This is a genomic window from Mycobacterium sp. 852002-51163_SCH5372311, from assembly GCF_001667115.1.
Classification (GTDB): Bacteria; Actinomycetota; Actinomycetes; order Mycobacteriales; family Mycobacteriaceae; genus Mycobacterium.
Genome location: NZ_LZIJ01000147.1, coordinates 53,597 through 66,335, shown reverse-complemented (window position 1 = coordinate 66,335; position 12,739 = coordinate 53,597). Strand labels below are relative to the sequence as shown.

The following is a 12,739-nucleotide window of genomic DNA, read 5'->3' as shown; positions in this document are numbered from 1 at the left end:
AACGCAACGGAAATCATCCGGGCATACACAGTTCATATGGGCCAGCCAGACTCTGCGCCGCTGACCGGTTATCGCATTGCGGTGACCTCGGCCCGGCGCGCCGAAGAGCTGTGCGCGTTACTGCACCGGCAGGGCGCCGAGGTCTGTGCTGCCGCGGCGATCAACATGATCGCCCTGCCCGACGACGACGAGCTGCACCGCAACACCGAGCAGTTGATCGCCCAGCCGCCCGACATTCTGGTAGCGCACACCGGCATCGGCTTTCGGGGTTGGATTGCCGCAGCCGAGGGCTGGGGGCTGGCCAGCCAGCTGATCGAGTCACTGTCGTCGGTGCGGATCATTTCCCGTGGGCCGAAAGCCACCGGGGCGTTGCGCGCGGCGGGCCTGCACGAGGAGTGGTCTCCGGAATCAGAGTCATCGCAGGAAGTGCTGGAATATCTACTCAAATCGAACCTGTCCGGCGCGCGCATCGCCGTCCAGCTGCACGGCGCCGCGGACGCCTGGGACCCGTTTCCGGAGTTTCTCGGCGGGTTGCGCTACGCGGGTGCCGAAGTGGTGCCGATCCGGGTGTACCGCTGGAAACCAACGCCTTTGGGTGGCGATTTCGACCAGCTGGTCACCGGGATAGCGCGCCGGCAATTCGATGCGGTCAGCTTCACATCGGCACCTGCGGCGGCAGCCGTCCTGGAACGCAGCCGGGAATTGAATCTCCAGGATCAGGTGCTGGATGCGCTGCGCACCGATGTGCACGCGATGTGCGTCGGCCCGGTGACCTCGAGGCCGCTGATCCGCAAGGGCATACCGACGTCATCGCCGGAACGAATGCGCTTGGGAGCCTTGGCCCGCCATATTGCCGAGGAGTTGCCGATATTGGGTTCGTGCACCGTGAAGGCTGCCGGCCATGCGGTCGACATCCGCGGGACCAGCGTGCTGGTGGACGGTTCGGTCAAGTCGCTGTCACCGTCGGGGATGGCGATATTGCGTGCGCTGGCGAAGCGTCCCGGTGACGTCGTCACACGCAGCGACCTGCTGCGCGTGCTGCCGGGCAACGGCAACGACACCCATGCGGTGGACACCGCTGTGCTGCGGCTTCGAACAGCCTTGGGCGACAAGAACATTGTCGCCACGGTGGTCAAACGTGGTTATCGGCTCGCCGTCGACACACCAACGGGTGCGCGATGAATCTGGTCATGGTGGCGCACGGCACCCGCAGGCCCGGCGGTGTGGCGATGATCGGTGATCTCGCCGCACGAGTGGGTGTGCTAGTCGGCGCCAACGTCCAGGTTGCGTTCGTCGACGTACTGGGGCCGACTCCCGGCGAGCTGCTTACGCGCCTCGCGGCGCCAGGCCGCGCGACGCGCCCCGCCATCGTGGTACCGGCGTTTCTGTCCCGTGGCTATCACGTCCGTCGTGATCTTCCCGCTCACGTTGCGGCCAGCGGACATCCGAATGTCACGGTAACCCCCGCTTTGGGGCCGAGCCGGCAGATCACCCAGCTCCTGGCCGATCAACTCGTGCAAACCGGTTGGCGTCCCGGAGATTCGGTGATCCTGGCGGCAGCGGGCACCTCCGACCGACGGGCTCGGGCGGATCTGCGCAGCGCCGCAACGCTGCTCGCCGCGCTGACCGGATCACGAGTTGACTTGGGATTTGCGGCGACCGGCGACCCCGATGTCCGCACGGCTGTGGCCGAAGCCCGACGCCGGGGTGCTCAGCGCGTTGCGGTGGCCTCGTATTTGCTGGCTGACGGGCTGTTTCAAGAACGGTTGCATGCGTCAAGCGCCGATCTGGTGACCCGGCCGTTGGGCACCCATCCCGGCCTGGCCCGGCTGATCGCGGATCGCTTCGTCGGCGTCGCGCCGCATCGGGGCAGTCGCCGACCGCGACACTTGCCCGTGTGCCACGCCGAAGGCACTGACGCTTGCTCTTTGGAGATATCCAGGTAATCCTGACAACATGGCCCGTAACGAAGAGCCTTCGCGTGGGCTCCTCGACGACGTGGCGAAAATGCTGCGTTTGCCGTTCAGCACACCGGAGTTCATCGACCGCATCGTCACCGGCAGCGTCAACCAAGTTGGGCGTCGCACGCTTTTCATGCTGATTACCACCTGGGATGCGGCCGGTGGCGGCCCCTTTGCGGCCAGCGCGATCGCCTCCACCGGGCTGGCCAAAACCGCCGAGATCGTGCAGTCGATGTTCATCGGACCGGTCTTCAACCCACTGCTGAAGATGCTTGGAGCCGACAAGGTCGCCGTCCGTGCGTCGTTATGCGCCTCTCAACTAGTCGGTTTGGGCATCATGCGCTACGGGGTGCGTTCCGAGCCGCTGCACTCGATGACGGTGGAACAACTCGTTGACGCCATCGGTCCAACGATGCAGCGGTACCTCGTCGGCAAAATCGACTAGTGCGGGCCGGCTTGTCCTCATGGTGGCGACCCGCCGCGCCCCCGCTTCGCCGCGCTTGCGATCGCCCTAGCCCTATTGGGGCGACCCGCCGCGCCCGGCTTCGCCGCGCTTGCGATCGCCCTAGCCCTATTGGGGCGACCCGCCGCGCCCCGCTTCGCCGCGCTTGCGATCGCCCCTAGGCGGCCATCCGTGCGATCTGGATGTGCCCTGCCGGCGTGACGCGTGCCGGATACACCGGAACCGACACCCTCGGATCGTCCAGGCAACTGCCGTCGTCGAGTGCGAAAGCCTGCTTCAAGATGGGCGATTGAACCGTCGCGCGGCCTCCCCGATCGCCGACGATCCCACGGGAGAGCACGGCCGCGCCGGAGAACGGGTCGACATTGCCCACCGCGTGTACCGTCCCGTCGTCCAACCGGAACAATGCCGCCTGGCTCCCGTCGTCGAGCAGCACACCGACACCACGACCCGGAATGAGATGGTCGTAGTCGCAGGCGGTGGTCCACACCTGAATGTCGTTGAGAAGCGTCATGATTCCTCCTGTTATGATCTGACCCGCGGAATGCCAATGGGCACAGGCACTTTACGTCCCTCACGTTCGGTGAACGTCACTGTGGAGTCGACGGCGTCCGGTGCGTTGACGAAGGAGACGAACCGCGACAGCTTGTCCGGGTCCTCCAGCACGCCCTTCCATTCGCACTTGTAGGTCTGCACATGCCGCTGGATTGCAGCCTCGAATTCGGCGGCCAGGCCCAACGAGTCTTCGCACACCACCGCGCGCACGTGATCCAGCCCCAGCGACTCGACCCAAGGCGCGGTGCGCTGTAACCGGTCGGCCGTTCGGATGTAGTACATGAGGAATCGGTCGACGTAGCGAATCAGTGTCGGTGTGTCGAGGTCACTGGCCAACAGCTGGGCATGCTTGGGCGTCATGCCGCCATTGCCGCCGACGTAGAGGTTCCAGCCCTTCTCGGTGGCGATGACGCCCACGTCTTTTCCGCGCGCCTCGGCGCATTCGCGGGCGCAACCCGAGACGCCCAGCTTGAGCTTGTGCGGGGCCCGCAATCCGCGGTAGCGCAGTTCCAAATCGATGGCCAACTGCACCGAGTCCTGCTGACCGTAGCGGCACCAGTCACTGCCCACGCAGCTCTTGACCGTGCGCAACGCCTTGCCGTAAGCGTGGCCGGATTCCATGCCGGCGTCGACGAGCCGCTTCCAGATGGCCGGCAGCTGATCCACCCGGGCGCCGAACATGTCGATCCGCTGGCCGCCGGTGATCTTGGTGTAGAGGCCGAAGTCCTGTGCGATCTGGCCGATCACGATCAGGTGTTCCGGCTTGATGTCGCCGCCGGGCACCCGCGGTACGACCGAGTAGCTGCCGTTCTTTTGTATGTTGGCAAGGAAGTGGTCGTTGGAATCCTGCAGCGAGGCCTGCTCTCCGTCGAGGATGTGGTCCGAGCCGGTCGAAGCCAGGATCGAAGCGACGACGGGTTTGCAGATGTCGCAGCCCTTTCCGCGGCCGAATCGCTCCAGCAACCCGGAGAAGGTCCGGATCTCGGTGGCCGAGATGATCTGGAAAAGCTCTGCGCGCGACTGGCTGAAGTGCTCGCAGAGCGCCTTGGACTGTTCCACGCCTTCGGCTTCCAGCAGCTGCTTGAGCAACGGCACACACGAGCCGCACGACGTGCCGGCCGCGGTGCACGCTTTGAGCGCCGCGACGTCGCCGCAGCCGTCGCCGATCGCGCACTTCAGGTCACCCTTGGTGACGTTGTTGCAGGAGCAGATCTGGGCCGAATCCGGCAGCGCGCCAATACCCAGCGCCGACGCACCCTCACCCGAGCCGGCCGGTGCGATCAACGCCAGCGGGTCCCCCGGCAATTCGCTGCCCACCATTGGCCGCAACACCCCGTACGACGACGCATCGCCCACCAGGACGCCGCCGAGCAGGGTCTTGGCGTCGTCGGACAGCACCAGCTTGGCGTAGGTCCGGTTCACTGCGTCATTGATGACAACCTCGAGGCAATTCTCGGTTGCGCCCATCGCGTCGCCGAAGCTCGCGACGTCGACCCCCAACAGTTTGAGCTTGGTCGAAAGATCCGCCTCGGGAAACTCCGCGGCGCCGTCCAGCAGCTGGTCGGCTACCACTTCGGCGCTGGTGTACCCGGGTCCGACCAGGCCATAGCAGCGGCCCTCGATCGCCGCTACCTCACCGACCGCGTAGATGTCGGGATCGCTTGTCCGGCAAGACAGATCGGTGAGCACGCCGCCCCGCTCGGCGATCGTCAACCCGGCCGCCCGCGCCAATTCGTCGCGGGGCCGGATACCGGCCGCAAAGACGACCACACCGGCATCGATGACCTCACCATCGGTGAGTCGCACTCGCACCGACTGCGAACCGTCCGAATGCTCGACGGACTCAATCGATTCGGTACCCGTTCCGACGTGCACCGCGATTCCGAGGTCGGTGACCATCCTGGCCAGCAGTGCACCCCCGGCCTCGTCGATCTGCTGGGCCATCAATCGCGGCATCATCTCGATGACGTGCGTGTGTAATCCAAACTGGCGCAAGGCATTCGCGGCTTCGAGTCCAAGCAGGCCGCCGCCGATGACAACGCCCGACCGGGTGTGGCCGGCCGCGACTGTGTGCTGGGCGCCGGCACGGATCGCGTCCAGGTCGTCGAGCGTGCGGTAGACGTGGCACGCGGACAAGTCGTGGCCGGGCACCGGCGGTACGAACGCGTATGACCCGGTGGCGAGCACCAGGGCGTCGTAGCTGTGTCGCAGACCGTCGGCGGTGACCACCGACTTTGTGGCGCGGTCGATTTCGGTGACGCGCGCGCTCAGCAGCAGCTTGACCATCTCGTCGCCGGCGTAGTCGTTGCCGGGCAAAGCCAGCAGGCCCCGATCCCAGTTCTCGGTGTAGGAGGTCAGACCGACACGGTCGTAGGCGGCGTCTGCCTCCTCCGCCAGCACGGTGACCCGCCAGGAACCGTTTGCGTCGCGGGCGCGCAGCGCTTCGACCAGCCGATGGCCCACCATGCCGTGCCCGACCACGATCACGTGGCGGGCTGCTGCGTTTCCGGCTGGGGCCATGGAAAGCAGGGTAGGGGTCCGAAATTAAGGAAAAGTCCCTCAATGTGACGCCCATATGACGGCGTCCTCACACCTCACAGCGACCGGTGTGACGGTGTTCTCTGGCGGCGAACGGCCAGGTGGAACTTAAGCGTGGTCGACTCAGGTTTATCCATATAGCCGGCCGGCAAGGCGCCGGCCACAGCAAACTCACAAGCAAGCATAAGGAGATGTTCATGAGCAACCTCGCACTGTGGTCCCGTCCGTCCTGGGACACCGACCGGTGGCTACGCGACTTTTTCGGGCCGGCCGCGGCGACGGACTGGTTCAAGCCCGTGACCAGCGGCTTCAACCCGTCAGCTGAGATCGTCAAGGACGGCGACGACGCGGTGGTCCGCGTGGAACTGCCTGGTGTCGACGTCGACAAGGACGTCAACGTTGAGGTGGACCGGGGCCGTCTGGTAATCCACGGCGAACACCGCGACCAGCACGCCGAGGAAGACAACGGCCGGGTTCTGCGTGAGATTCGTTACGGATCGTTCCGGCGGTCCTTCCAGCTGCCCGCGCACGTCACCAGCGAGGCGGTCTCGGCCTCGTACGACGCCGGCGTGTTGACCGTCCGGGTGGCCGGTGCCTACACCGGAACGCAGGCGCAGCGCATCGCCATCACGAAGTAATTTCGCAGGCAATGTCAGCTGAATCCGGCGAGGTCCCGACGACCTCGCCGGATTGGCGTTGCTCCTCCGGTTTCGGTTGTGAATCCTGGGCTTTCGTTGTGAAACCTGGGCGGAAAAATCGCTCGACCAACGCCCTGGCTTCACTCTCAACGCCCTGGCTTCACACCGAACGCCGCGGCCACCACACCGAACGCCGCGGCCACGCCGAAAGTCTCAGCTCCAACGGGCCAGCAATTCCTTGGCCCGGGCGGCCAACGCGGATTGCAGGAAAGGTCCGAAGCTGATCCGGCCCACGCCCAGTGGCCCGAAGGAGACCAAGTCGTCCCGGTCCGGCAGCGCGATCGCGTTAACCGGCAGCGGCAGCTCAGTAGTCAAGCGCCGCAACGTATCCGGGTCGTGGCGCCCCACTGGATACAGAACATCGGCGCCGGCCGCGGCGGCCTCGGCCAGTCTCGCCACCGCGCGCTCGACACGGTCTGAGTCGTCACCATCCTTGCGCAGGAACAGGTCGGTGCGGGCGTTGATCACGACATGCACTCCGGCCGCATCGGCCGCCGACCGCAGCGCGCCTACCAGGTCGGCATGCTCAGCGGACGACCGCAGTCGTCCGCCTTCGGAGTGCACGGTGTCTTCGATGTTCAGTCCGACCGCGTCGACACTCAGCAGCCCGTCGATCAGGCGTGGCGCCGACAGCCCGTAACCCGATTCGACGTCCACCGACACCGGAACGTCGACCGCGGCGGTGATCTGCGCGACCCGGGTGAGCAGGTCCTCGAACGACATGCCCTCGTTGTCCGCCTTGCCGACCGAATCAGCGACCGGATGACTGCCCACCGTGATCGCAGCAAACCCGGCGTCCACGGCCATGCGGGCCGACCAGGCGTCCCACACCGTCGGCAGCACCACCGGGTCCCCCGGCGGGTGCAGTCCCAGCAACGCGAAAGCGCGGTCGGCTGGCGTGGTTTGACCCGGCAGTAGCCCCATGCTGTGGATAGTATCGAGGGAGTACTGTGATCCGTACCACGGCCATAACCCCGTCTGTTCTAGGAGATCCGTTGTCCGCCACTACTGAAATCGCCGAACTGCACGACCTCATCGGCGGGCTGCGGCGGTGCGTGACCTCGTTGAAGATTCGCTACGGCGACAGCCCGGCGATGCGCCGCATCGTGATCGACGCCGACCGAATCCTCAGCGACGTCGAATTGCTCGACACCGACATCACCGAATTGGACTTGGACCGGGCCACCGTGCAGCAATCGGGCGACAAGATCGCCATTCCCGACACCGATTACGACCGCGATTTCTGGCGCGACGTCGACGACGAGGGTGTCGGAGGTCACAGTCGGTACTGACACGTAAGCCCGCCTAAAAAGGTGGGGTTTCGTCTGTGTACCCTTCGTCGAGACAGCCCGTTCGAAGAGGAACACTAGATGAGCGCACCCACGGCGAACCGTCCTGCGTCCGGCGTCTTCTCGCCTGGCCGCGCCCAAATCCAGCAACGGACGCTGCGCACCGACCGCTGGTGGCAGGCGCCGCTGATCACCAACGTCGGCCTCTTGGCGTTTCTCGTCTACGCGGGTACCCGCTCGATGTTGCGCAACAACTACTGGGTCGACGAATACCATTACCTGACACCGTTCTACTCACCGTGCGTGAGCGCGTCCTGCGTGCCCGGCTCCAGCCACCTGGGTGTCTGGTTCGGTCACTTCCCGTGGTGGATTCCGTTGGGAATGCTGGTATTACCGTTTTTGCTCGGGTTCCGGATCACCTGCTACTACTACCGCAAGGCCTATTACCGTTCGGTGTGGCAGTCGCCGACCGGCTGCGCGGTGCCCGAACCGCGGGTCCACTACACCGGCGAGACGAAGTTCCCGCTGATCCTCCAGAACAGCCACCGATACTTCTTCTACTTCGCGTTGGTGGTCTCGCTGATCAACACTTACGACGCCATAGTCGCTTTCCATTCGCCGACGGGCGGTTTCGGATTCGGTGTGGGGAACCTGATTTTGGTGGTCAACGTGCTGCTGTTGTGGTGCTACACCGTCTCGTGCCATTCGTGCCGGCACGTCACCGGCGGCCGGCTCAAGCATTTCTCAAAACACCCGGTGCGGTATTGGATCTGGACCCAGGTCAGCAAATTGAACACCCGGCACATGCAATTCGCGTGGATCACGCTGGGAACGCTGGCGCTCACCGACTTCTACATCATGCTGGTCGCAGGCCACACCATCACGGATTTCAGATTCGTTGGCCCGTAAGCCATTTCACAAAGAGTTAGCACGAAAGCTGAGCGAGGTTTCATGGTTGAGGTCGAACGGCACTCCTACGACGTAGTCGTGATCGGTGCCGGCGGCGCTGGGTTGCGCGCGGTCATCGAGGCGCGCGAACGCGGCCTGAAGGTCGCCGTGGTGTGCAAATCCCTGTTCGGCAAGGCCCACACGGTGATGGCCGAAGGCGGCTGCGCGGCCGCGATGGGCAACACCAACCCGAAAGACAACTGGAAGACCCACTTCGGCGACACGATGCGCGGTGGGAAGTTCCTGAACAACTGGCGGATGGCCGAGCTGCACGCCAAGGAGGCACCAGACCGGGTCTGGGAGCTGGAGACCTACGGCGCGTTGTTCGACCGCACCAAAGACGGCCGGATCAGTCAGCGCAACTTCGGTGGGCACACCTATCCCCGGCTGGCGCACGTCGGCGACCGCACGGGCCTCGAGCTGATTCGCACCATGCAGCAGAAAATCGTCTCGCTACAGCAGGAGGACTACGCCGAACTCGGCGACTACGAGGCGCGCATCAAGGTGTTCGCCGAATGCACGATCACCGAGCTGCTCAAGGACCACGGCGCCATCTCGGGAGCGTTCGGCTACTGGCGCGAGAGCGGCCGCTTCGTCGTGTTCGAGGCGCCCGCCGTCGTGCTGGCCACCGGGGGGATCGGCAAGTCGTTCAAGGTGACCTCGAATTCCTGGGAGTACACCGGCGACGGCCATGCGCTGGCGCTGCGGGCCGGGGCGACGCTGATCAACATGGAGTTCGTCCAGTTCCACCCGACCGGCATGGTGTGGCCGCCCAGTGTGAAAGGGATCCTGGTCACCGAGGGTGTTCGCGGCGACGGCGGAGTGCTGAAGAACTCCGAGAACAAGCGGTTCATGTTCGACTACATCCCTCCGGTGTTCAAGGGCCAGTACGCCGAGACCGAACAAGAGGCCGACCAATGGCTCAAGGACAACGACTCGGCCCGTCGCACCCCGGACCTGCTGCCCCGCGACGAGGTCGCGCGAGCGATCAACTCGGAGGTCAAAGCGGGCCGCGGCAGCCCGCACGGCGGTGTCTTCCTCGACATCGCCTCACGGTTGACCCCCGCGGAGATCAACCGGCGCCTGCCGTCGATGTATCACCAGTTCAAGGAGCTGGCCGGGGTCGACATCACCAAGGAGCCGATGGAGGTTGGCCCCACCTGCCACTACGTGATGGGTGGCGTCGAGGTGGACGCCGACACCGGAGCCGCCACCGTTCCCGGTCTCTTCGCCGCCGGCGAATGCTCCGGCGGCATGCACGGCTCCAACCGGCTGGGCGGTAACTCGCTGTCGGACCTGCTGGTGTTCGGCCGGCGCGCCGGCCTGGGCGCGGCCGACTACGTGCGCGCGCTGAGCAGCCGCCCGACGGTTTCGCCGGAAGCCGTCGACGCCGCCGCCGAGGTGGCGGTGAAGCCTTTCGAGGGCCCGGCCGACGGCTCCGCAGCGGAGAATCCGTACACGCTGCAACTCGACCTGCAGCAGGTGATGAACGACCTGGTGGGCATCATCCGCAAGGAGGACGAGATCACCAAGGCGCTGACCCGGTTGAACGAGTTGTGGACGCGCTACCAGAACGTCCAGGTCGAGGGCAACCGCCAATACAACCCGGGCTGGAACCTCGCCCTCGACCTGCGCAACATGCTGCTGGTCAGCGAGTGTGTAGCCAAGGCAGCGCTGGAGCGCACCGAGAGCCGCGGCGGGCACACCCGCGACGACCACCCGAGCATGGATGCCAACTGGCGCAACACCCTGCTGGTGTGCCGGGTCGGGTACGGCGACACGAGCGACTCGCGCGTCATCATCACCCGCGAGCCACAGGTACCGATGCGGCCTGACCTGCTTGAGCTCTTCGAGATCTCCGAGTTGGAGAAGTACTACACCGACGAGGAGCTGGCCGACCATCCGGGACGGACCCCGAGGACGGAGAGCTGATGAGCTACAACGCCAGCCTGCGCGTATGGCGCGGCGACGAAAGCGGCGGCGAGCTGCGCGATTTCACCGTCGAGGTCAACGACGGCGAAGTCGTGCTCGACGTGATCCTCCGCCTGCAGCAGACCCAGACGCCAGACCTCGCGGTCCGCTGGAACTGCAAGGCGGGCAAGTGCGGGTCCTGCTCCGCGGAGATCAACGGCAAGCCCCGACTGATGTGCATGACCCGGATGTCCACGTTCAGCGAGGACGAAACCGTCACCGTCACCCCGATGCGCACCTTCCCGGTGATCCGCGACCTGGTCACCGACGTGTCGTTCAACTACGAGAAGGCGCGGGAGATCCCGTCGTTCGCGCCGCCAAAGGAACTGCAGCCCGGCGAATACCGGATGGCGCAGGTCGACGTGCAGCGCTCACAGGAGTTCCGCAAGTGCATCGAGTGCTTCCTGTGCCAAAACGTCTGCCACGTGGTCCGCGATCACGAGGAAAACAAGCAGGCTTTCGCCGGCCCGCGCTTCCTGATGCGCGTCGCCGAACTGGAAATGCATCCGTTGGACACGCTGGACCGGCGCAACCAGGCGCAGGACGAGTTCGGCCTGGGCTATTGCAACATCACCAAGTGCTGCACCGAGGTGTGCCCGGAAAACATCAAGATCACCGACAACGCGCTGATTCCGATGAAAGAACGGGTCGCCGATCGCAAATACGATCCGGTGGTCTGGCTGGGCAACAAACTGTTCCGCCGCTGAACCGAGGCGGGCTGGTCGCCGTCCCTAACCGGTGACGAGGCGGCGAAAAGCGCTGCGGTGAAACACGATCGGTGCCACCTCGGCATCGATCGTGACCTGCCTGACCCGCAGTACGACGATGGTGTGGTCCCCTGCCGGGATCATTTGCTCGATCGCACTTTCCAGCCAGAGACCGGTGCCCTTGATGAACACCGCTCCGGACTCATGCGACACCGTCTCCAAGCCGGCGAACCGGTCGCCGGTCTTGGCGGCCAAGGTGCGCGCGGCCTCGTCGTGCGCCTCGCCGAGCACGCTGATGCCGAGCATCGGGACGTCCTTGAGTTTGGGCCACGTCGTCGAAATGTTCTGCACACAGAACGACACCAGCGGAGGGTCCAGCGAGACCGGAACGAAGGTGCTGGCCGCCAGGCCCTCCCGGACCCCATTCACCTCGGCCGCGATAGCCACTACCCCGGACGGGAAGTGGCCGAAAGCCTCACGCAGTGACGACGGTGTCAGATTGCTGTTCGAATTCACCGGAGTTCATTCGCCCCTCGAGCCGAGAACGGGATTCTCGGTTTGGAGCCTACCGGGTGCATATCCGTGCGCGGCAGCCACATCCGGGTGCGCGCGCAATCTGCTCTTCCACGCGTTGCGCCCGTAGACGGCGAAGATCGGATCCGACGGGTCCGGGCGCATCCCGGCCCGGGCGGCCAGTTTGGCGGGCAGCGAGAGCACCGGTATCCGCGCGTCCAGCCGGGGGTTGAAGAAGTACGCCACCGAAAGCCGCTCGACGGCCGGGAACTGCAGGTTCACCCGGTGTTCGGTGGCGCGCAGGTAGCCGCTGGTCGCGACCTCGAGCAGCTCACCGATATTGACGACGAACGCGCCGTCCAACGGCGGCACCTCGATCCACTGCCCTGAATCGGGTAGGCGCACCTGCAGTCCGCGGCTGCCCGGCTCGGCCAACAGCAGCGTCAGCACCCCCGAATCTTTGTGCGCGCCAACGCCTTGCGCGCCGGCTGTCGGCGCGGGGTACCGGATCACCTTGATCAGCGTGGCGGGCGCTCCGGCGAAGGCCGCGTCGAACACGTCGGGCGGACTGCCCAGCGAAACCGCCCAGTGGCGCAGCAACGTTCGGGCAACGCGCGAAAGCGCGGCGTCCCATTCCGCGATCACGCCGGGCAGTTCCGGCAGCGCCGCCGGCCACTGGTTGGGCCCTTGCAGCCACAAGTAATCCGGCTTGCCGGTCCCTCCGATCGAGGGGCGTTGCGGCCCCACGTCGATCTGCTCGCGCCAGTCCACCTCACCGCGGGTCAGCTCGCCACCGAGCCGCGTGTATCCCCGGAAATGGGGGCTATGCACCATGGCGATGGCGTCTTTGTCCGCCTGCGGCAGCGCAAACAGCCGACGCGCCGTCGCGAGCACCTTGCCCACCAGCGTCTCCGGCACCCCGTGGCCGGTCAGATAGCAGAAACCCACCTCGTGCGCGGCCTCGCGCAGGCCTTCGCGCAGCGCGTCGGGGTCGGCGCGCGCATCGATCACCGGGAGGGCCGTGACGCTCACCACACTCCTCTTGAAATCCCATCGCCGCAGGTCAAAGGGCTGCCGACGCGTTCCCAACCGGTTG

13 protein-coding genes are annotated in these 12,739 nt (G+C 65.5%); 8 read left to right on the top strand and 5 right to left on the bottom strand.

Annotated features, from left to right (window positions below; all coding sequences use genetic code 11):
• The first annotated feature begins 36 nt into the window (after positions 1 to 36).
• From A5791_RS17415 to A5791_RS17405, 3 genes are read left to right on the top strand one after another with little or no spacing between them, the layout of a single operon-like run.
• Positions 37 to 1,182 (top strand): uroporphyrinogen-III synthase, encoded by a 1,146-nt coding sequence (locus A5791_RS17415; RefSeq protein WP_067239443.1) that lies wholly within the window; start codon positions 37 to 39, stop codon positions 1,180 to 1,182.
• The gene (locus A5791_RS17410; RefSeq protein ID WP_082966988.1) at positions 1,179 to 1,946 is read left to right on the top strand and encodes a sirohydrochlorin chelatase; all 768 of its coding nucleotides are present in this window, start codon (positions 1,179 to 1,181) and stop codon (positions 1,944 to 1,946) included. The genes A5791_RS17415 and A5791_RS17410 overlap by 4 nt, the downstream gene beginning before the upstream one ends.
• Before the next feature lie 10 nt (positions 1,947 to 1,956).
• Complete coding sequence (locus tag A5791_RS17405) at positions 1,957 to 2,406, top strand: hypothetical protein (protein ID WP_067239441.1); 450 nt, start codon at positions 1,957 to 1,959, stop codon at positions 2,404 to 2,406.
• Between the two features lie 175 nt (positions 2,407 to 2,581).
• On the opposite strand, the gene nirD is transcribed toward A5791_RS17405, so the two are convergent.
• Positions 2,582 to 2,938, bottom strand: coding sequence for a nitrite reductase small subunit NirD (gene nirD / locus A5791_RS17400; protein ID WP_067239439.1), 357 nt, complete (start codon positions 2,936 to 2,938; stop codon positions 2,582 to 2,584).
• Between the two features lie 11 nt (positions 2,939 to 2,949).
• A complete protein-coding gene (gene nirB / locus A5791_RS17395; protein WP_082966987.1) occupies positions 2,950 to 5,499 on the bottom strand; it encodes a nitrite reductase large subunit NirB in 2,550 nt (849 codons plus the stop codon).
• Between the two features lie 215 nt (positions 5,500 to 5,714).
• On the opposite strand from nirB, the gene A5791_RS17390 reads away from it, so the two are divergent.
• Positions 5,715 to 6,155: an Hsp20/alpha crystallin family protein gene (locus A5791_RS17390; protein WP_067239500.1), complete on the top strand. Its 441-nt coding sequence runs from the start codon at positions 5,715 to 5,717 to the stop codon at positions 6,153 to 6,155.
• Between the two features lie 213 nt (positions 6,156 to 6,368).
• Here the strand turns inward: A5791_RS17390 and A5791_RS17385 are convergent, their stop codons facing one another.
• Positions 6,369 to 7,139 (bottom strand): isocitrate lyase/phosphoenolpyruvate mutase family protein, encoded by a 771-nt coding sequence (locus A5791_RS17385; RefSeq protein ID WP_067239437.1) that lies wholly within the window; start codon positions 7,137 to 7,139, stop codon positions 6,369 to 6,371.
• Between the two features lie 71 nt (positions 7,140 to 7,210).
• Between A5791_RS17385 and A5791_RS17380 the strand changes: the two genes are divergently transcribed.
• From A5791_RS17380 to A5791_RS17365, 4 genes are all read left to right on the top strand, one after another.
• Complete coding sequence (locus A5791_RS17380) at positions 7,211 to 7,507, top strand: hypothetical protein (RefSeq protein ID WP_067239435.1); 297 nt, start codon at positions 7,211 to 7,213, stop codon at positions 7,505 to 7,507.
• A 78-nt stretch (positions 7,508 to 7,585) separates the two neighbouring features.
• Entirely contained in the window at positions 7,586 to 8,413 is an 828-nt protein-coding gene (locus A5791_RS17375) for a hypothetical protein (RefSeq protein ID WP_067239433.1), read from the top strand.
• Between the two features lie 42 nt (positions 8,414 to 8,455).
• Positions 8,456 to 10,384 (top strand): fumarate reductase/succinate dehydrogenase flavoprotein subunit, encoded by a 1,929-nt coding sequence (locus A5791_RS17370; protein ID WP_067239431.1) that lies wholly within the window; start codon positions 8,456 to 8,458, stop codon positions 10,382 to 10,384.
• Positions 10,384 to 11,130: a succinate dehydrogenase/fumarate reductase iron-sulfur subunit gene (locus tag A5791_RS17365; protein ID WP_067239429.1), complete on the top strand. Its 747-nt coding sequence runs from the start codon at positions 10,384 to 10,386 to the stop codon at positions 11,128 to 11,130. Before A5791_RS17370 ends, A5791_RS17365 begins: the two co-directional genes overlap by 1 nt.
• A gap of 24 nt (positions 11,131 to 11,154) precedes the next feature.
• Here A5791_RS17365 and A5791_RS17360 read toward each other — a convergent pair whose 3' ends face one another.
• The gene (locus tag A5791_RS17360; protein WP_067239427.1) at positions 11,155 to 11,646 is read right to left on the bottom strand and encodes a flavin reductase family protein; all 492 of its coding nucleotides are present in this window, start codon (positions 11,644 to 11,646) and stop codon (positions 11,155 to 11,157) included.
• Positions 11,647 to 11,652: 6 nt separating this feature from the next.
• The gene (locus A5791_RS17355) at positions 11,653 to 12,678 is read right to left on the bottom strand and encodes an isopenicillin N synthase family oxygenase (protein WP_067239425.1); all 1,026 of its coding nucleotides are present in this window, start codon (positions 12,676 to 12,678) and stop codon (positions 11,653 to 11,655) included.
• Positions 12,679 to 12,739 lie beyond the last annotated feature (61 nt).